Annotated in this window: 15 protein-coding genes; 3 read left to right on the forward strand and 12 right to left on the reverse strand. The window is 47.2% G+C overall.

The features are described 5' to 3' along the window. The first annotated feature begins 135 nt into the window (after positions 1–135). Together P3C17_RS12605 and P3C17_RS12610 are read left to right on the forward strand one after the other, a co-directional pair. The gene (locus tag P3C17_RS12605; RefSeq protein ID WP_300929763.1) at positions 136–2220 is read left to right on the forward strand and encodes a TonB-dependent siderophore receptor; all 2085 of its coding nucleotides are present in this window, start codon (positions 136–138) and stop codon (positions 2218–2220) included. Positions 2221–2407: 187 nt separating this feature from the next. Beyond that, positions 2408–3127 carry an outer membrane protein OmpK gene (locus tag P3C17_RS12610; RefSeq protein WP_300929764.1) on the forward strand — a complete coding sequence of 240 codons (720 nt, stop codon included), beginning with the start codon at positions 2408–2410 and terminating at the stop codon, positions 3125–3127. An 80-nt stretch (positions 3128–3207) separates the two neighbouring features. Here P3C17_RS12610 and P3C17_RS12615 read toward each other — a convergent pair whose 3' ends face one another. The 5 genes from P3C17_RS12615 to P3C17_RS12635 form a co-directional block, all read right to left on the reverse strand. Then, complete coding sequence (locus P3C17_RS12615; protein ID WP_300929765.1) at positions 3208–4329, reverse strand: OmpA family protein; 1122 nt, start codon at positions 4327–4329, stop codon at positions 3208–3210. A gap of 31 nt (positions 4330–4360) precedes the next feature. After that, positions 4361–7378 (reverse strand): Ig-like domain-containing protein, encoded by a 3018-nt coding sequence (locus tag P3C17_RS12620; RefSeq protein WP_300929766.1) that lies wholly within the window; start codon positions 7376–7378, stop codon positions 4361–4363. A gap of 318 nt (positions 7379–7696) precedes the next feature. Next, on the reverse strand, positions 7697–8890 hold the full coding sequence (locus tag P3C17_RS12625; protein WP_300929767.1) for an OmpA family protein: 1194 nt from the start codon (positions 8888–8890) through the stop codon (positions 7697–7699). A 202-nt stretch (positions 8891–9092) separates the two neighbouring features. Then, on the reverse strand, positions 9093–10571 hold the full coding sequence (locus tag P3C17_RS12630; RefSeq protein ID WP_300929768.1) for a M20 family peptidase: 1479 nt from the start codon (positions 10569–10571) through the stop codon (positions 9093–9095). A gap of 113 nt (positions 10572–10684) precedes the next feature. Beyond that, positions 10685–11923: an AraC family transcriptional regulator gene (locus P3C17_RS12635; RefSeq protein WP_300929769.1), complete on the reverse strand. Its 1239-nt coding sequence runs from the start codon at positions 11921–11923 to the stop codon at positions 10685–10687. A gap of 332 nt (positions 11924–12255) precedes the next feature. Here P3C17_RS12635 and P3C17_RS12640 point away from each other — a divergent pair, with 332 nt between their 5' ends. Continuing rightward, on the forward strand, positions 12256–14553 hold the full coding sequence (locus P3C17_RS12640; protein ID WP_300929770.1) for a TonB-dependent receptor: 2298 nt from the start codon (positions 12256–12258) through the stop codon (positions 14551–14553). Between the two features lie 60 nt (positions 14554–14613). On the opposite strand, the gene P3C17_RS12645 is transcribed toward P3C17_RS12640, so the two are convergent. From P3C17_RS12645 to P3C17_RS12675, 7 genes are all read right to left on the reverse strand, one after another. Beyond that, positions 14614–15075, reverse strand: a complete 462-nt coding sequence (locus P3C17_RS12645; protein WP_300929771.1) for a GNAT family N-acetyltransferase — start codon at positions 15073–15075, stop codon at positions 14614–14616. Positions 15076–15175: 100 nt separating this feature from the next. Then, positions 15176–15427: a GlsB/YeaQ/YmgE family stress response membrane protein gene (locus tag P3C17_RS12650; protein ID WP_233078105.1), complete on the reverse strand. Its 252-nt coding sequence runs from the start codon at positions 15425–15427 to the stop codon at positions 15176–15178. Positions 15428–15446: 19 nt separating this feature from the next. Continuing rightward, the gene (locus P3C17_RS12655) at positions 15447–15662 is read right to left on the reverse strand and encodes a DUF3185 family protein (protein ID WP_300929772.1); all 216 of its coding nucleotides are present in this window, start codon (positions 15660–15662) and stop codon (positions 15447–15449) included. A 240-nt stretch (positions 15663–15902) separates the two neighbouring features. Beyond that, the gene (locus P3C17_RS12660; protein WP_300929773.1) at positions 15903–17369 is read right to left on the reverse strand and encodes a carbon starvation CstA family protein; all 1467 of its coding nucleotides are present in this window, start codon (positions 17367–17369) and stop codon (positions 15903–15905) included. Positions 17370–17491: 122 nt separating this feature from the next. Then, on the reverse strand, positions 17492–18850 hold the full coding sequence (locus tag P3C17_RS12665) for a M24 family metallopeptidase (RefSeq protein ID WP_300929774.1): 1359 nt from the start codon (positions 18848–18850) through the stop codon (positions 17492–17494). Positions 18851–19003: 153 nt separating this feature from the next. Beyond that, the gene (locus P3C17_RS12670; protein WP_300929775.1) at positions 19004–20239 is read right to left on the reverse strand and encodes a serine hydrolase domain-containing protein; all 1236 of its coding nucleotides are present in this window, start codon (positions 20237–20239) and stop codon (positions 19004–19006) included. A gap of 458 nt (positions 20240–20697) precedes the next feature. Beyond that, on the reverse strand, positions 20698–21090 hold the full coding sequence (locus P3C17_RS12675; RefSeq protein WP_300929776.1) for a DUF3224 domain-containing protein: 393 nt from the start codon (positions 21088–21090) through the stop codon (positions 20698–20700).

Below are 21090 nucleotides of genomic sequence, written 5' to 3' on the forward strand. Positions count from 1 at the left end.
ATAATTACCATTCATAGTTAAATTAGCGCCCACTGATACAGCCAGTCAGGTAAGCGGCGTAGAACTCGTTATCAACTCCGCCTGTTTTCAACACCTTGATGGTTTGAGCGTTGAATTTATTACAAGGAATCCAGGATGTCTGCGATGTTGTTCACAACCCATTTCCGCCCGTCTCGTTTAGCTCTGGCTGTTGCTATTGCAGCCACTGGTTATGCCTGTAGCAGTAGCGCCGAAGAAAACCCAGTTGCAAAAAAATCAGTGATGCCAGCCATGGAAGTGGTGAAAGTGGTAGGTCAGAAAGAAGACCATCGTTTTAACGCTACAGGTTCAGTCAATCTGGTAGAACTGGAAGAAATTCAGCGGGTGCAACCTCTGTCAACTGAAGATGTATTGCGCCGCATCCCTGGCATTAATATCAAAAGTGAAGAAGAAACTTCTGTCATTGCTAACTTTGGCATTCGAGGTTTATCTGCAGGCGAGTCCAAATCTTTACTGCTCGAAGATGGTGTGCCTGTGGCTCCTGGTTTATTTATCGGTAACGACCGCTACTTTAACCCCCGTATTCAGCGGGTAGAACGGGTTGAAGTACTCAAAGGTTCATCCTCTTTACGTTATGGCCCTTCCACTATAGGCGGTGTGGTCAATTACCAGACCAAAACTCCGGATGATGGTGTCGAGCTGTCCGCCCGTGCCGGTTCTTTTAATATGAAAGAAGTGGGTATTGAAGCGGGTAATAAAAACGCTGCTGGTGATGCCTTTGCCGGTATTGTCGCTACCCATGCAACCAGCGATGGCTTTATGGATAAAGGCTACACCATGAATGATGTGATGGCCAAAGCTGGTGTTGAGTTTGCCAATAACCAGAAATTAGGTGTCAAGCTGTCCTGGTACGAAAATGACGTCAATATGTCGTACCGCGGTTTATTGTTAAATGACTACAAAGCTGGCGCTGACTACAACCCGGCTCCGGATGATGATTTTCTGGCTGACCGCGTGGCTTTTGATATCAACCACGAATGGCAACTGAACGACACTGCAACTTTAAACACATTGGTGTACTGGAGCGATGTCACCCGTGATTACTGGCGTTATGCTGTGGATACCAATGCGTCAGTTGCTGCAGGTCGTTGGGTCTATACGGATAGCCTGACAGGCAATAACAGATCCTTTGAGCGCACAGGTGCAGAAAGCCGTTTAACGCTTGAGCAGCCGTTGTTTGGCCTTGAAGCCAGCACAGAGTTTGGTTTGCGTTTCATGCATGAAAAATCCAACGATTTACGTATCACCACCACCCGCGCCGCAGATCGCACCGGTACTATTGCCGGTCATCTGCAGGACAGCGCTGACAGCGTCGCTGGTTATATCCAAAGCCGTATAGTACTGAGCGACAAACTGGCATTAACTCCAGGCTTGCGTGTTGAATCTTATCAGCAAGAACGCTTAAATCTGCAAACGAATGCGCTTGCTAAAACCTCGAATACTGAATATTTACCTGGTGTGGGTTTAACGTATGAGTTAACAGATGCAGCGCAGTTGTATGCAGGGGTCTACCGTGCTTTCTCTCCTGCATCCAATGCAGTAGCGCTGGATGGTCTGTCCGACGCTGCCTTGGATGGCGAACGCTCAGTCAATTATGAAGTGGGTGTGCGTGGTGTAGCGGGCTCCACCAGTTACGAAGTGGCAGCTTTTATGATGGATTTTAGCAATCAGGTAGTGACTGGTAACAGCAATGCAGGCATAGCGACCTCTAATGCCGGCGAGACCAGTCATTATGGCATGGAGTTTAGTGTCAGCCAGCCGCTGATGGCAGGTCTGAACCTGGATGCCAACGCGACCTGGGTACCGGAATCTGAGTTTGAAACCGGTGATTTTAAAGGCAATCGTATCTCTTATGCCCCTAAAATACTGGCCAATCTGGGCCTGAACTATCAGTTAGAACAATTGAACCTGTCTCTGAACCTGCATCATCGCGGTGAGCAATTTGGTAACGAAGCCAATACAGTCGAGCTGCCAACCGCAGCACCAAGTTCTATTTGGGGTGGTTTGTTACCAGCTTATACAGTGGTTGATTTACTGAGTCAGTATCAAATCAGTGATAACCTGAGTGTATCGGGTTCGGTCAAAAACCTGACAGATAAACGCTATATCAGCGGTCTGCGTCAGGGTATATACGTCGGTCCTGAGCGTTCTTTTGAACTGGGCGTCCGTTACCGCTTCTGATCATTTTTAGCAACCTGCCTGACAATCACGAGGCCACAGCATGACTTATCACAGCATGCTGTGGCCTCAACACCTGCTCTCACAATTAACAAGCCAGGAATATTACTGAATAAAATCCTGCGCTTAATTGATCTTCTGCAATCAGCTGCCAGTATTAAAACACCTACCCTGTTGCCATAAGTTCTTTATGCCAAAAACTCTGCTGCTGATCGCTATGCTCTGTTGTGCTCCCGCCCATTGCACAGTGCTTTGGCAAGACTTCAGGCTGAGTTATTTAACAGGTAACAATTACCGCTTAGGTGACAATAAACGCGCTATCTATACCTTTGAACATGCAGCGGCCACCAGTTGGGGCGACAGCTTCTTTTTTCTCGACCACATCAGGCCAGATACCGGTGATTTAACCAATTATGCCGAATGGGCACCCCGCTGGAGTTTTAGCAAATTGGGACTGGCTGAAGGCAAATGGGGCCTGATCAGCGAGGTTAGCTTGGCGACTACAGTCGAAATGTCCAGTCAGGCCACTCATCTGCTATATGGCGTTGGCGTTAATCTGGACATCCCCCACTTCCGCTATGTTCAGGTCAATCTGTACCGCCGTAATAATGATAACCGTAGTGACAACTGGCAAACGACTATTACCTGGGGCCTGCCTTTTGCAGTGGGTGATCAGGATTTTCTCTATGATGGTTTCCTTGACTGGGCCAGCGCAACAGAGGATCACAATGCCACTCTGAATATGACCTCGCAATTCAAGTGGCTGCTAAGTAAACCTTTGAATATCGAAGATAAAATATATCTTGGTTTTGAATATGTGTTGTGGCTGAACAAATTTGGCATCAAAGACCAGCCCAACTTACGCAGCAACGAATACAACCTGAACCTGCTGCTGAAGTGGCATTTTTAATCCTGCACTTTATAGAATAAATGAGCAGGCATAAAAAAAGCAGCCGGTTTATGGCTGCTTTTTACAAAACCTATCTGGCTTTATTCAACAATAATTTCAAACAAACCACGCATATTAGCTTTCGCTGCATCTGAGCGTAAAACTGATGGGTTTGCTTCATACTCCGCAGGATTTCTTTGACCAAAACCTATGGTTTTAAAGCGATTGGCGTCCACACCTTCAGCTATCAAAAAAGCTTTAATCGACTGGGCACGACGTTCACTTAATGCCTGATTATATTCAGCGCTGCCGCTGGCTGAGGTATAACCTGCAATACGCACACGCGCCTGAGGATTGGCTTTTAACGTTTGAACATGCTGGCGTAAAATGACTTTGGTTTCGTCATTTAACTCAGCCGTGTCAAAATTAAAATGTACATCTTCCAGCACCAGCACTTCGGGCTCTTTCACCACAGTTTGTGCCACTACAGCTGCTTGTGCTTTTTGCACAGGAGCCGGGGCTGCTTGCGGTTCTGCTTTAGTGGTTGAGCCAAAACGGTAGACTAAACCCAGAGAATACAAATCCAGATCGCCTTTGTTACCCACTAAATCGTCCATGCGATAACGTTCGGCTTCCAGTCGCAGTGTCAAAGCGGCGGATAAGTCATATTGCAAACCCAGACCAAACTTATGTTTGGTGTAGCTGTCATCCTGGTTATAAGCTGCAGTGTTAATTAAACCATTGCTGCTGTAGCGGGTTTTTGAGTCGTTTTGAGTCACGCCAATACGGGCTATTGCCGAAAAACGTTCTGTCAAAGGCAGAGTGCCGACCAGATCCAGATTCCAGCCCTTTAGCCCTGTTTCACCTCTGAAATCAGTCACTGGCAAGGTATTCGCCAGAAAACTAAAATCATTCAGATCAAAATAACCGCCCTCAACTGCCAGATAAGTGCCAAATTGATAACCTACATAGGCTTTGTAGCCTTGATTGCTACTGTCTTCGTCAATCGAACTAACGACGAAGCCATTGTCTTCCAGGCTGGTCTGAAGCCTTTCTGCATCAATATTGGCTTTAGACTGACCTATGTTCGCCCCTATGTACCAACCATTTTTGTCATAGCTGGACTGATCCTGAGCCTGAACATTGGTCGATATCATCAAGGGCAAGCTGCTGGCGAAAACCAACAGCACTTTCGCACTATTTAACTCTGTTAAGTTTTTCATTTCTTATTCCTTATCTCCGACTGACAAGCCTCTATTGAGGCTTAGTCACAGCATTGGCATCTAAAGTGACTTGCTCAGTCACGGAGAACAAACGACCTGTGATGGCAGTGCCTGTACCCAGATTGATTTGTGGCCAGGCAAATACGTTACCGGCAAAGCTGGTATTGCTGCCGAATACTGTGGCTCCGCCGGTCCGCCAGAATACATTCTTAGCCTGAGCACCACCGGTCAGTACAATATTTCCACCCGGAGCTCCGGTCGTGAAGGTGCCTGCAATCACAAAGATAAAGACTGAATCTGGATCACCCTGTGCATCCAGCGTCAGGTTGCCCTGCTGGATAATGACATTACCTGCATTGCGATAAACACCCCGAGTCATCACCCGACCACCCAGTTCCGCAGGCAAGGCCTGAGTTGCGGCAGCAGGATTAGGATCAGCAGCTAAAAATGTTGCAGCTACCCCTAAATCAGTACGAACCTGGTTAATAAAGGCCACCATAGATGCATAAGGCACAGGCACTACATAAGGTGGGGTGACATCATCAGGCGCATAAGACACACCATTGGTCAGTTGAGTAAACTGCCCTGCGACCGGGCCTGGAGTAAAACCAGCGTAAGCTGTGCGGGCTAAATCAAGGATGGCCATATCACCATCAGCGACAGCAGAGCCTGCAGTTGTAGTGATAGCCTGACTGGCTATCATGACAAAACGTTCCAGTTCACCCATAGCCGGCGCCTGAGGATTATTTGCTAAAGCCGCTGTGACTGTCAGCACTGCACTATCCTGAGCTGAACCTAAAGTAGCGGTAACAGTACTGCTGCCTGCTGCCATAGCTGTCGCCAGACCACTGTTTGGCTGACCACTGGCATTCATTACAGCAACACCGGTATTGCTCGAAGTCCATACCACAGTGCTAGTGATATTGACCCTGCTGCCGTCGGTGTAAACGCCTGTGGCAATGAACTGCTCAGTTTCATTTACTACAGCTGATGCATTCTCTGGCGTCACTTCAATAGCCGTCAGAGTTGCAGCTGTTACCGTCAGAGTGGTGCTGCCGTCTACCCCGGCAAAACTGGCACGGATTAACGAAGTACCAGCCGACAAACCGGTAGCAAGGCCGCTATTTGCAGTCAGACTGGCGTTCATGCTGGCCACAGCAATAGTGCCTGATGTCCAGTGCGCAACAGCAGTCAGATCCGCAGTACTGCCGTCACTGTAAGTTCCGGTTGCATTAAACTGGCGGCTTAAACCATCCACCACACTTGGGTTTAACGGGGTAACACTGATACTGCTTAAGCTTGCATTGGTAACTGTCAGAGTTGCTGCACCAGAGATGCTGCCCAGCGTCGCGCTGATTTGTACTACACCTGCTGCCTGACCTGTGGCCAAACCACTTGCTGAGTTACCATTGGCATTCATAGTGGCAGTTTGCGTATTGGCCGAAGCCCAGACCACAGACTGGCTGATATTCAGTGTTGAACCATCAGAATAAATACCTGTGGCCACAAACTGGCGATTAAGACCCACTGCAACAGATGAGTTCAAAGGAGTCACACTAATAGAACTTAAAGTTGCAGCTGTCACAGTCAGAGTCGCTTCTGCCGATACAGCCGCCAGAGTAGCGCGAATTTGCACTGTGCCAGCGCTTAGTCCTGCCACTAAACCACTATTGCTCTGCATATTGGCATTAGGTAAAGCCACAGCATTATCGGATGAGGTCCAGGTGACCAAAGAGGTCAGATTATCTGAGGAACCATCAGAGTAAATACCTGTTGCGGTAAACTGTCTGTTCTGACCTGAAACCACACTACTCAGCGCAGGCGTAACCACCAGACTAGTTAATGTGGCACTATTCACAGTTAAACTGGCACTGCCAGATACTGAGCCTAAAGTTGCAGTGATTTGTACTGTTCCTGCGGCCTGACCTGTCGCCAAACCACTATTCACAGCACCGTTGGCGTTCATAGTGGCAATCTGCGTATCGGCGGATGCCCAAACCGCTGAGCGGCTGACATCAAAAGAGCTGCCATCTGAATAATTAGCTGTAGCAATAAACTGGCGCGATAAACCCATTGTCACAGTGGAAACAAGCGGAGTTACCACAATGCTGTTCAAGGTCGCATTGCTGACTGTCAGCATGGTTTCAGCGGACACTACGCCTAAAGTTGCACTGATTTGGGTAGTACCGGCAGCAAGTCCTGCAGCTAAACCATGATTTGCACCTGCAGCAGAATCAATAGCAGCAATGGCCTGGGCACTGGAAGCCCAACTGACTAAAGCACTGATATCCTGAGACGATCCATCTGAATACACCCCTGTTGCACTAAACTGCCGACTGACGCCAACAAATAAATTAGCGTTTACCGGAGTCAGCTGTATCGACATCAGTACCGCATCAGTCACCGTCAGACTGGTCGTGGCAGACAAAGCCCCCAGAGTGGCGCTTATTTCTGTACTACCAGGAGCCATAGCGGCAGCTAAACCACTTGAAGCCGTTTGACTCGGGTTCATCATAGCGATAGATGTATCACTGGATAACCAGCTCACAACACTACTGATATTTTCCGTAGTGCCGTCAGAATACACCCCTGTTGCAATAAATTGAGTGGTTAAACCATCGGCCACACTGGCATCCAGCGGACTGATGCTGATACTGGTTAACACTGCATTGGTGACAGTTAAAAGAGTGTTGGCCGTTTTGCCGGCAAAAGAGGCTGAAATCACAGAGGTACCAGACTGCAATGCAGTCGCCAGTCCCTGACTATTAATGGTAGAGACAGCAACAGCAGCTGAGCTCCAGGTCACTTTGTCACTGATATCCAGTGAGGTGCCATTTGCATAGACACCAAGCGCGGTAAACTGCTGCGTTAAGCCTGCAGCTATAGTGGGATTTTCCGGTGATATTAAAATCGACTGGAGCCCATCTACAGGCTCCAATCCAAGAATTGGGTCTTTATCGCTATTACAACCAGCAATAAATAACAGCACAAGCAAGCTTAGTAGCCACCTGTAGCAGACGTTAAGCTGTACTTTTTGATTTCCTACCATGATGCCTATCCTTTCTTTTAGTTAACGCTGATGCGTAAAACACTTTTCAGCTGGATAGCTTTTCTCATAGCAAACCAAGCTCGTCTGTGTGCTATCGCACAGATGGATTCTTATATTTACAGCACCGTGAACCAGTTATTGACTGGCCTTCAGCCACATGTAATAAATTATTTGAAAACAATAATTTTTAGAGTAAATACTACGTAAAATAAAAACCCTAACAGACCTGTTTCACCCTCCTGTTTATCACTTTTAGCAGGGCCAAAAATGAAAAAAGCAGCCGATTTAAGGCTGCTTTTTTATTAGAATGTATTCACCTTACTCCACAATAATTTCAAACAAACCACGCATATTAGCTTTCGCCGCATCAGAGCGTAAAATTTCAGGATTAGCTTCATATTCAGCAGGGTTGCGTTGACCAAAACCTATAGTTTTGAATCGGTTGGCATCCACACCTTCGAGTATCAAAAATGCTTTGATGGACTGGGCACGACGCTCGCTTAAGGCCTGATTGTATTCAGCTGTACCGCTGGCTGAGGTATAACCAGCAATACGTACTCGCGCTTGCGGATTGGCTTTTAACGTCTGGACATGCTGACGCAATATCACTCTGGTATCGTCGTTTAATTCGGCTGTATCAAAATTAAAATGCACATCTTCCAGCACCAGCACTTCAGGTTCTTCAGCCGCAGTTTCTGCGACAGCCACAGGGTCAGCAGCGCGCACAGGTTGTGGTGCAGGAGTGGCAGCATAAGTTGGCTCTGTTTTGCCAAAGCGCAACATTAAACCTAAAGAATACATATCCACGTCACCACTGTGAGCGAGCAAATCGTCTAAGCGATAACGTTCGGCTTCCAGTCGTACCGTCAAAATAGGTGAAATATTATATTGCAGTCCCAGACCGTATTTGTTTTTTGTATAGCTGCCATCTTCATTGTAGCCGGTGACATCGATCAAGCCATTGCTGCTATAGGTATTTGAAGTTTCGTTTTGAGTCACACCAATACGGGCAAAACCAGAGAAATCTTCGGTAAATGGCATAATGCCCACTAAATCAAGATTCCAGCCCAACAGCTTGGTTTTACCGCGAAAATCGCTGGTTGGTGTTGTGTTTGCAAGTGCGTGGAAACCACCCACATTAAAGTAGCCACCTTCTACAGCCAGATAAGGGTTAAACTTATAACCCACAAAAATTTTATAGCCTTCGCTGCGACGGTCTTCCAACACAGAGTTAATATTAAAACCCTGATTTTCTAAATCAGTGCGTATAGTATCCTGCTCGATTCCGGCAATAGATTTACCGATGTTCATACCAGCAGACCAGCCGTTCTCTTCAAAATTGCTGTAATCCATTGCGTGAGCTGCGGGGATCATCAGTACTGACAAAAGGCTTAAAACCAAAGGCTTCAAACGAAAAAATGGGCTTGTTTTTTGAGTTGTTGATAACAAATTCAGAGCAGTACTTTGCTGTCCTATAACTTGCACATTCCTTGTAGCCTGATAGCTGTTCATAGTTTTTATTTTCCTGTAGTTAAAGCTGAGGTGTTCATTACCATCAGCTGTACAGGTTTTCTCATATCCGTTACTTTCCTTCCGTGCGCTGACGTACTTATAGCTGTCAAATTTATCTGTACTATTACGCGCAATGGAAAGTACGCGCTATGAAAAGCCATTTCCCTTATTCATAGCGCAGTTCAACTCAGCGAAAACAGGATTAACGCGGCTTTGAGGCCAGAGCACTGTCCTTTAACAGCAGGTAATAGAAACTGACCGCTTTGGCCATATTGTCTACACTCATGCGCTCATTGGTTCCGTGAAAACCAGCGCTGTCTTTTGCATCCAGCACCATAGGATTAAAGCGATAGGCATTATCAGACAGTTTTTCATAAAAACGGCTGTCAGTAGCCCCCAGCGTCAGGCCTGGTACCACCAGCACAGCGCCGTGGGTTTGGCGGGCAGTTTTAGCTATGAGCTCAAAAGCTGCGGCTTTGCTGTCAGCTACTTTAGAAGGCTCGAAGGCTTGGATCACCTTGATGGCAATACGTTCGTCATCTATCACTCTAGTGACATAGTCCACTATGCTTTGCACAGAATCCCGCGGATGCAGACGAAAATTCACTGTGGCTGTAGCTTCTATCGGCAGCACATTAGATTTAACACTGCCGGACAACATAGTGGCTGCTGTGGTGGTTCTTAATACGGCATTTCCACTGGGCATCTTGCTCATTTGCGCTTCAATGAGCGAGCCAAACAACCAGGTATTGGCCAGCAAGACACGCTGCAGCAGCGGCATATGGCGGCCTAAAGTTAGATAAAAATCCAGTGTTAAACCGTCCAGGCCTCCTGGCACAGGGGCTTGCTGCAATTTCACCAGTGCTTGTGCGATCATAGTGACCGCAGTTTCTGAAGCAGGCATAGAGCTGTGACCGCCCTGAGCTGTGGCCAGCAGCTCCAGTGTCAGAAAGCCTTTTTCTGCCACATTAATGCTGGCAATCTGAGGTTTGACACCAGGCACCAGACCATTGAGCACAAAGGAGCCTTCATCCAGTGACCAGGCCAGCTTCACCTGTTGTTGTTGCAACAGCTCCACTACAGCGGCTGCGCCCTTACGGCTGCCAATTTCTTCGTCGTGGGTCAGGCTGATATAAATATCCTGCTCTGGCTGATACTGCTGTTGCAGCAGTAAAGTTACAGCTTCCATCAAAGCCACCACAGCACTTTTATCATCCATAGTGCCACGACCCCAAATATAGCCCTGGTCAATCACACCCGCAAAAGGCGGATGTGCCCATTTTTTTTCGGTGCCTGGGATCACAGGCACCACGTCATAATGAGCTGACAACAAAATGGCTTGCTGCGCCGGGTCTTTGCCGGTCCATTTAAACAGCAAGGTGTAGTCATTCACTTTTTGCAGTTGCAGCTGCTGATGCAGCTCAGGATAAGTGCGGGCAAGCCAGTCAATAAATGCATCAAACTGCGGATAAGGGATCATTTTTACATGATCAAACGAGATAGTCCGAAACTGCACAGCTTCAGATAAACGCTGCGCTATCCGTTCGGGTTCTATGGCGACAGTCTGGACTGTCTCCTGAGATAAAGAAGCGGGTTGATAGCTCAAGGTACGTATAGCCAGCACTGCTATCAGCAAGACAAATGCTGCGCACAGAAGTAAAATGATTTTTTTCAGGGTCATGCCAAAGCTCTCTTGTTTTACCAAAGTCAGGCAACTACTGTTGCGGTCACTTTGGATATAACAAAAACAAGCGGGCAAAAGATCCGACTTTGCAAAATCAGACAAATACGGCCTTAGCCTGACTGCTGGCTACTCATCACAGCACTTTGCGGCTGCTTACGATACTGTTTAGGCGTTACCTGCAGACGGCTTTTAAACTGACTGAAAAAAGTTGAGTTCGAATTAAAGCCCGCCTGAAAGCCTATTTCGGTGACAGACAAAAAATCCATTTTAGGTTCAGTTAATAAACGTACCGCCTCCTCCACTCTGTAGTTATTAATAAAATCATAAAAAGACAAGTTGGCATAACCATTAATGGTTTCAGATAAATGATTCACAGAAACCCCCAGGCTTTGCGCCAGATCCGAAATTTTTAACCCGGCTTCCAAATGAGGCTGCTCAGCGCGCATACAAAGCTGCAACCTTTGCCACAAAGCTTTGGCATCCTGTTCTGTTAAGCTGCTGGTCTGGTATTTTTTTGCCGAACTCTGCTCTTTGCAGAACTGCTGCACCTGGCCACTCTCTGCAGTGTCCGTCTTTGGGCTTTTTGGCTGCTGACTGTGATCTTCAAACTGCACCATCACCTGACGTATGCCATAGGTGACCATCAGCAGCACGGTAATAAAAGGTGAAAACGCCTGCATCATGGCGCCAGTTAACATAACAGGACTCCCCAGATAATTCAGCAGGTCAAAAATTACTGTAGTGGCAGTGCTCGCGAGGTAACAACCACAAATAAGCATTAGCCAGTGTAGTTGCACCCCTTCAATGCTGGAGTAATAGGCTTTAATACGGCGCTGATGCGGAAATAATAAACGCAGCGCCAGCAACGAATAACAAATCAGTGAACTCCAGGCTGCCAGTCTGTGCAGCAGACGGTGCTGATACATCTGACCACAGTCTTTTTGCGCCGGGCAATCCATATAAAGCAGGCTTTGTTCAGATAAAGGCAATTGCAGCAACCACAGTGTGGCAAAGAGACCGGCAGGCAACAGATGCAACAACTGGCTCCAATGCCAGCTGTAGCCAGGTTCGGTCTGAAATCTGGTATAAAAATACAACAAAGGCCCTTGCAGCATCTGCAGCGACACCAAGGTATAAAGCCAGGGTCTGGCCTGACTATTTTCCACTTGCAACACATACACCAGCGCCAGCACAGAGGTGACCAATGTGCTTACACTTAAGCAATTCGCTGCCCGGCGATTTTGCCCGGGCGCACGCCAAATCACATAAGACAAACCAAAACCAAAGGCTACACAAGCCAGTATCAGCAGGTTTTTTAGCTGTAGCGTCACTTCCAGATCCAGCATCATCCGCTCCCTTTTCTTGCTTAACTCACCCAATCTCTGCAATCGGAACAGATCAGACCTGTACGGTTTAGCAAACTATACTGCAGCCGACTTCCGCACTGCAAGCTGCTCTGCCGCTGAAGATCATCTTGCAGCTTTGTTGTATATCGCTCGCCGCATTAAAGTGTGCAACTTTGCAAAGACGGATAAATTTTTAACTGCTTTGCTGCTTTTTTCTTCGACTTTGCAAATCAGGACGCTCCTGCCAGAGCGCGCTGCTAGAACAGGTGGAGAGTTACTCGCCATAAAGAGCGCAGAACTCCAAACCAGTAGCAACAATTTGAAGGAACAGCATTGTGATCAAATCAAAAAAAACACCGGTAGCACAAGCTATCCCTTATTTGCTGGGTTTACTGCCCTTAGCTGTATTGGCAGAGCAAAGCTCCGCAGAGTCGCAGCCCGAGCTGGAGCGCATTGTGGTCACAGCACAAAAACGTGGTGAAAACCTGCAGGAAGTTCCATTGGCGGTATCTGTGCTCAGCAGCAAAGAGCTGGACAGAGGCAATATCCAGAACTTTCAGGATATTCAGCATTCAGTACCCAACCTGTCGATGAATGTGATGTCGGCTTTTGCCACCACAGTGAATATGCGCGGTATTCCGTCCAGCCCCAATGGCGTATTTAATTCAGGATCCAGCCCTGGCTTAGGTATTTATGTCGATGGCGTAGTGTATTCCAGAGCCACAGGCTTTAACCAGGAACTGGCCAATATTGAAAGAGTCGAAGTGCTGCGTGGGCCACAGGGCACCTTATTTGGTCAGAATACCAATCTGGGAGTAGTCAGTATCACCACCCGCAAACCATCGGACACCCCCGAGGCTAAACTAAAACTCGACATAGGTAACTTTGGTTTAGTCAAAGCCAATGGCTTTGTCAGTGGCGCTTTAATTGAAGATGTGCTGGCTGCCAGCCTGAGCGCTTATGATGTCAAACGCGACGGCTTTATTGAAAACCTGGCAGATGGCTCGGACATGTTCAGCGACAACAGACATGGCGGCCGGGCTCAGCTGCGTTACACCCCAACTGCAGCGTTGACGCTGGATATTAACGCCGATGTGCTCAAAGACAGCAGTATTCCACCGGGCCGTAAACTGCTGGCCGACAGTGGCACAGGCTTAGGAGCTTTGGGCTTATACAATCAGGGCCAGCAGGCGGCTAACTTTATTACGGACGACCCGCATCAGGTGATGGCCAATTCTGAAGACTCCTACGGCATACGTGACAACTGGAGCGCCGACGCGACTTTGGCCTACCAGTTTGATAATGGTTTTGTGTTTAAATCTATTAGCGCTGAAAAAGTCTATGACTCTTTGCTGGCCAACGATGCGGATGCCACCAGCATCAATTTATCCTCCAGCATAGAATCAGAAAACAACAGGCAATTTACTCAGGAGTTTCAACTGATTTCTGACGAAAGCAGCGCTTTGCGTTACGTGGCAGGTTTGTATTATCTGGATAACGAAGCAGTCAACCTGCAGCGCTTTTTTACGAAAACCGGTATTTATGGTATCCCAACCGGCTTGAATGCCCCTATGCCCACCACCTTGAACTTACCTGCAGATGCAGGGGTGGAAATAGACGGCAGCCTGCGCACCAAAAGCAGCGCCGCCTTTGGTAACTTAACCTATGACATCAGCAGCAGCCTGAGCGCTTTTGGTGGTTTGCGTTACTCCAGAGTGGAAAAAGACATGAGCTTTGCGCAGGACGGTTATGAAACCAGTCTGCCTGGTTTTTTTCTGCTGAATTACATCCATATCCCTCAGACCAATCAATCGCAGCAGGATAACTTTGTGTCCTGGACTATGGGTCTGAATGGCAAGTGGAATGAAGATCTGAACCTTTACGGCAAAGTATCCAAAGGCTATAAAGAAGGCGGCTACAGTTTCAGACCCCAGTCTTTGCAGGCGATTGGCGGTGATGTCAATGCGCCGGATATAGGTTTTGCCGGTGAGCAGGTCATTAGCTACGAAGCAGGTTTAAAAACTGACCTGCTAAACCGCAGGGCCCGGTTTAATCTGGCTGCTTTTTATCTGGACTACAGTGATATTCAAAGCCTGCTGGTGGATGATGACGGCGTCAACCGGGTAGTAAATGGCCCTTCAGCGACCAGCCAGGGCCTGGAAGCTGAACTGGTATTTCGCCTGACACAACAGTGGAGCATCAGCTCTTCTGCAGGTTTTGCCGATGCAAAGTTTAACGACTTCAGTAACTGCCACAGCATAGACGACTGCAGCAACAACCAGTTGCCAGGGGCCGCTAAATGGACAGGCAATCTGGCGAGCAGCTATGAGTTTCCGGCCTTTGACGGCTGGGATGGTTTTGCCGGCGTCGATGCTTCGTATCGCAGTGCAATGTACTCGGATGCCCGCAACTTGCCACAGGCCAGGCTGGCCGCACTGACGCTGGTCAATGCGCAGCTCGGGCTGGTGTCTGCGGATGGTCAATACGAACTGATGTTGTGGCTGAAAAATGCACTGGATAAAGAGTATCAGGTGTATAGCAATGACAAGCTGACGTCGGATCTGGGCTTCAGCACTGCAGTGTACGGCCCGCCACGAACCTATGGTGTGTCTTTTACTTATAATTTCCTCTAACTACCGCACTACCACAGAGGCAGACCCATCAGATGAGTTCTGCCTCTTTCACTGCTCAGCTCAGACCGTCAATTGTTTGCACATAAATACAGAGTTCGGATCTTCCTTATACTGGGCAAAAGGCCCACAGAGTTCAAAACCAAAACTGCGGTATAAAGAACGGGCCGGGACAAAATAATCCATAGCACCGGTTTCCAGATACAACTGCTGATAACCCCGGCTTTTTGCTTCGGTCATTACATGCTGCAGTAGTAGCTTACCTACCCCCTGCCCTCGAAACGCTGTGGCACTTCGCATGGATTTAATTTCAGCTTGTCTGGTGTTTAATTGCTTCAGCGCCACGCAACCTGCCAGCTGTTGCTGCTGCCATAAAGTCCAGAAGCTGATGTCACTGGCTTTTAAAGCTGCCAAATCCAGCGCATGTTTACTCTCCGGAGGCGACACCGCATTCATGTCATTTAAATGCTCTTGCAACAAAGCAGCAATGTCAGAGCCTGTCAGATCATCACGTTGAACACGCATAGAAAACCAAAGATAAGAGTTTGTATTGGCTTAGAAATATATCGAAAGTATCGCAGAAGAACTAGTCAAGAGCAGAGATATAAAAAAGAAACAACGAGCCTTAGGCTCGTCGGACAAGACTCGCAATAAAAAGTAAAACTACGGCACCTGCTGTTGCTGTAACAATAGAGCCTAATAAGCCGCTGGCGCTGATCCCCAACATACCAAACAAGGCACCGCCCAACACAGCGCCCACTATACCGACGATAATATTGCCCAGCAGACCAAAGCCACTGCCTTTCATAATAAGTCCGCCAAGCCAACCAGCTGTGGCACCTATTGCAAGAAATACTAATAATCCAGTTAAACTCATTGCCATTCCCTCTGCTTGTTTAACGCTTAAAGGCTAAAAAGAGACCAGCCACAATACTGATAGCACCGCCAATATAAAACTGCATCACTTTGTCTGTCTCTGCGCCAGTCACTACTTCAGTCAATTGCGATTGCACTGAATCTGATAATTGAAACCCCCAGTAAACCAAACCAACGCCCAGCACTAACAACACTAAGCCAACCAGTTTTAATAACGAATTTGTTCCATTAGCCATATTTAATCCCTCAACATTTGATAAAAAACCACGGTCCAGACACGACAAAATCTCATAGATCAGCCCGGTACCAGTACAGTATTAGTCTAGCCAGCCTGAACCTCACCTGAAGTCAGTAGTTTGGGAACTAAAACTTCGTCGTCCAAAGTGACTGATCTGCCTGAGAAAATTGAGCAAATACAAAGCTCACAACAGACGGGCAGCAATGCACCCAACTTGGGGTTCACTGCTGCCAGGCTCTTAACCTCGGGTAACCAGGGTACGCTTGTTATGGGCCATCATCAGGCCTATCAAACCTATGACTGCCACAACCACACCTATAGGTTTACTGTATTCCACAGGTAAATTCAGACCAATACCAGCAGTCGCTATATAAGCCACTGTCATGCTGGTGCCAATCACGGCCGGAATGCTGGCAATCCAGTGCAAAGTGCCACGGTCAAATAAGTACTTAGTCGCCAACCATAACACGCTGGTGGATAACAACATATTGGAGAAGGCGAAATAACGCCAAATCAAGGAGAAATCCAGCATCGTCATAAAGTAAGCAATAGCCAGAATAGGTACTGACAATAACATTCTGTTGCGCAGGCTTTGCGGAATATTAAAAGCATCCACTATGGTCAGACGCAATGAACGGAAGGCAGTATCACCTGAGGTAATTGGGAATACTGCAACAGCCAGAATGGCCATCACACCACCAAAAACGCCCAGATAACCTGTGGCTATATGGTTCACCACTAAGCCAGGTCCGCCCTGAGCTAACATAGCTTTTAGCTCAACATAACCACCCGGAAAAGCGGCAATACCAGCCAAAGCCCAGACACAAGCCACAATACCTTCACACATCATGGCTCCGTAATACACAGGCCGGACGTATTTTTCATTGGTTAAACAACGGGCAATGATAGGTGCCTGAGTGGAATGAAAACCACTGATAGCGCCACAGGTAATAGTTAAAAACAGCAGAGGCCAGATCGGCGCGCCATCAGGATTAGGAGTTAAAAAATCATGTTCATGGTGGCCATCAAAATAAGCAAAAATATCAGCAACCTGCGGTAGGTGAGGAGCATCCAGTAACAAAGCCCCTGCAATCAGGGTGGTCATGACGATCATCAGTACACCAAAAGCCGGGTACAGCTTGGTGATAATTTTGTCGATAGGCAGCAAAGTCGCTAAAAAATAGTAGGCTAAAATAACCAGCACCCAAAAGGTATTACCCGCTAAAAAAGTGCCTTCAAAGTAGGATAAATTACTTAAAAGCCCAGCCGGACTCATAATAAATACCACTCCGACAAAAAACAGCAGCATGGCGGTAAATACCAGCATTACCCCTTTAAAAACCACGTTGTAATAGTGACCTGCTATCTCAGGTAAACTTTTGCCGTCTTCTTTGATACTCATCACACCGGAAAAGTAGTCATGCACTGCACCACCTATGATATTGCCTATGACAATCCATACCAAAGCCACAGGACCATACACAGCGCCCAGGATAGGTCCAAAGATCGGACCAACCCCGGCCACATTTAGAAACTGAATTAAAAAGGCTTTTACCGGACTGATAGCAACATAATCGACGCCTTCGCTAAAACGCTCTTGCGGCGTTACAGCTTTAGGATCTATGCAGGCCTGTTTTTCAACAAAGGGACTATAGAATTTGTAGCCAAGGATAAGTATGGCAATACTGACAAAAAAGATAAGCATAGAAAGAGGTTCCTTTTAATCTGACAAAGGGCTGACGGCCGTCAGCACGGCGCACTTTTATGGACCATTTTTACCATACCACGAGTACTTTAGGTTGGACATTAGCCCTTAGTGGAAAGTATTTAACGCACCAGATGCCATTTGGTTTGACGCCCTGCCAGATAAATCACCTGCTTGCCATCAAAATACGCACTTTGTTCCAGCTTAATTTGCACATACTGCCCATTCCACTCTGGTACTTGCTGTTTGATATTCCCTTCAATGGCATAAGCTGTATTGGCATACAAAGGCCATTCTCCTCCGTCAGAGGTCGGCCCCTGATTGTCCCACATGCCAATAGTTGGCCCAGGCGCGTGACCAACAAAACCTAAAGGATGCGTATAAGTACTGCTGATAATGCCCTGCTTTTTTGTCTCTTTGATGGTAGCGGCAAGAATTTCATTGCCAGTGCGGCCTGTTTTAAATTGTTGGGTTAAATTGTCCTGCCATTGATTGCCTGTTGCCAGTGCTTTAATAAGACCTGCAGGTGCATCCTGTTCATCGGCTTTGAGTACATAAGCCATTTCCTGAGTGTCGGTACACAGTTTCAGGTAACAAATGCCCACATCTGTATGCAGCACGTCACCTCTGTGGATCACCCTGCTTTGACCACAAAAAGGCGAATCAGCTTTACACTCATCCCCCGGACGCTGACTATTTACATCAGGCATAAACCAGACAGGCAAACCTAAAGCTTCATAACGCTGACGAATATACCAGGCCACATCATCCGTTGTGGTAACACCTGGAGTAATGACCTTGGCACTGAAGGCTTCGGCAATCACAGCACGGGCCAGACTGACAATATGAGGATAAAGCTCTAATTCAGCGGCTGTGCGCTGCTCCATCCAACGCACCACTAAAGGCTCAGCACTGACTAAACGGCTGGCATAGTCTTTTGGTAATACATCCAGCAACAACTGATGCATGGCTTTGGTTAAACCATCAGCCACTGCCCAATCTGCCGATACGTTGATGCCAATACGTTGTGGCTTGCGTTCTGTAATAACCTGAGCCAATGCCTGCCATTGCTCTGTTAAATCTCCCCCCGACCAGGCTGAGGTATAAGGTGCGCCAAACGGATAACGGTTCACGGACAGACGTTCGACCGAACCATCGGCTTTACGATAAAACACCAGCATGGTGGTGCGACGGGCGGCGAAAGTGGGCTGAGGCACTAAAGTGAAATACACCGGATCTTCGCTATATTCCCGGTTGATCACCAGCCACATATCCAGTTTAGCTTCGGCCATCAGCTGTGGCAGAAGACTATCCAGACGTTCAGTGAGGATAAGGTTTTCCGTATTCACCCTGTCTCTTGGCGCCAATACAGCAAAATCAGCAGCAGAACTTAGTTGTCGGCCTTGGCTAAACTCTGCAGCCCAAGTGGCGGGTACAACCGTGATTAGGCTTAGGAAAGCCGCTGTTATTATAGTTTTCATCTGTAGCGCCCTGTGGTGTTGACTCTGTTGAACGTTATACCGGGAATTTGACTAAAACTAACCGATAAAGAACAACTTACAAGTGCCTTGGGCTAAAAAACCAACAGGAGCCACAGATTGTGCGACAAAGGGCTACTCCGAACTCTTTGCCATTTAGAATTCAACTAACCGAGTTGCAATCTTCTTCATTGCCGCTGCAGCTTGCGCGTCTGAGCCTCTGTTCATCAGAATAATAAAACCATCTTTACTGTGGCGATCAAAATACATAGCGGTAAACACACCCAGATCGGAGCCCATATGACCTGTTAACCCCATCTCATTATCGCGCCAGAAAAAGCGCTGATTGGCAGAAACCGACTCCGGCAGCTGCAATTTAAACATTTCTTCATACATCGCATCGGATAATAACGGTTGACCTGAACTATCCTTATTATTCAACACCGCCACTAAAAACTGACTGAGCTCAGTGATGCTGCTACGCACTCCGCCATCTGGATATTGTGGATTACCAAAATGCGGATAAGCCGCAAAGCTTTTGTAGGCCGCAGGCGGATTGATATAGCGGCCAATCAGGTAATTCAGTTCTGTCGATTCAGTATCAGCGCATATAAACAAATAAGGCACACACTGTTTTACCTCGTAAGGTACTGCAATCTGATCTAAAGGCAGATCATGCAGTAACCAGCTGGTTGTAGGCATAGCTAAAGACGGGAACAAAGTATCTTTGCTGTACTGTGCCAAAGATTTGCCTGTAGTTGCCTCCACCAGATAACCAGCCAGCCCTGCCGCCAGATTACTGTATCGACGTTTCTCCCCTGGCATTTGCGCTAAAAAATACTCGCCTTGCTGGTAGTGGCTGCCTTCTGGCAGCAGTAGGTTGGTGATGTGCTGCTGCAGGGAAATTTGTGTGTCCTTATTCTCTGCATAGCTGTTGATATCGTAATAGTCAGCAATACCCGAGGAATGACTGGCCAGATGACGTAGGGTTATTTTTTCATCCTGAGTATGAGGGTTATCCACTTTAAAAGACAGATACTGATTAACATCCTGATCTAAATCGAGTTTCCCCTGTTCAACCAGTTGTAACAGCACCAGCCCCATGATGGGTTTACTGATGGATGCCAAATTAAACAAGGTATCTTTTGTGACTGGGTCTGCGGTTTCAATATTGGCTTTGCCATAAGTCTGCAGCAAAACAGTTTTGCCATTTTTAATTTTGGCAATCGCCAACCCCGGGATCGCAGCTTCTTCCATCAATGCCGGGATATAAAGCTCAAGTTCGGTAAGCTGATCACTGCTTTGTTGCTGTTTCGGCAATACAAACCATAGTAACGCTATACCAAGCGTAGCACTCACTACAGCAACAACAATTCCAAATGCTTTTTTCATGTATATCAATCCTTTAGTTGGCAAAAGCTCTGATGAAAGCAAGTTGCGCACCAGTCAAAGAAACAATATAACCATTTGAAATATAAATAAATTATAGAATGAACTCTACATTCGGTTGGTCAGTTTCACTAGATATTAGTGAAGTAAACTTATTCGATGGTCTGATTTAATTGGTCACAGCTACTCACAAAACCGCCGGAATAAACCAGAATCAAAGTGGCTTATGTTGTGTACCTTCACTAGACGTAATAAACAGCAGCTTTGCTTCTCACCTCTGTCCTGCTGCACAACAAAAGTAATCTGGTCTGATAGCAGAATCACGGTTTCATTCCTTTGTGGGCATTTTCCCATGACAACCGTCTTGCTCAAACCCAAAGCAGGAAATCAGACCACATAAGCCTGTTCAAAACTGAGTTTTGTTCTGGCCATTACTCCGCCCTGCTTTGCCGGATTGAATGTCAGCTATGAATACTGAACTGATACTTCGCCTGGCCATTTTCGGTTGAGCGAAAAGAACCGGATCCTGCAATTCCGGCCAATTGCTCTTTGCCTGAACCTGCCACAATCACAAAGTCGCTTGACGCGACACCCTGCTTAAAAGTGCCATTGTGTTGTATCACCACAGTACCGGTTTTATCTGCGATAGTTCCGCTGAAGGTCTCGAAGCCGTTAAAGACAGCTGAGCCTGCCCCCTGATAGCTCATCAGATAATGCACAGAACTTGTGCCTTCGATTGCCCCGCTATAGCTTTGCGACACTTTGGCGTAACTTTGTTTAACTCCATCTTCGCCTTCTGAATAAGGCTCTTCGTTCCAGCCGGTAATTTGAAACAAACCTTCCAGTGTGGTCAT

Source organism: Rheinheimera sp. 1928-s, assembly GCF_029269265.1.
Lineage (GTDB): Bacteria > Pseudomonadota > Gammaproteobacteria > Enterobacterales > Alteromonadaceae > Pararheinheimera.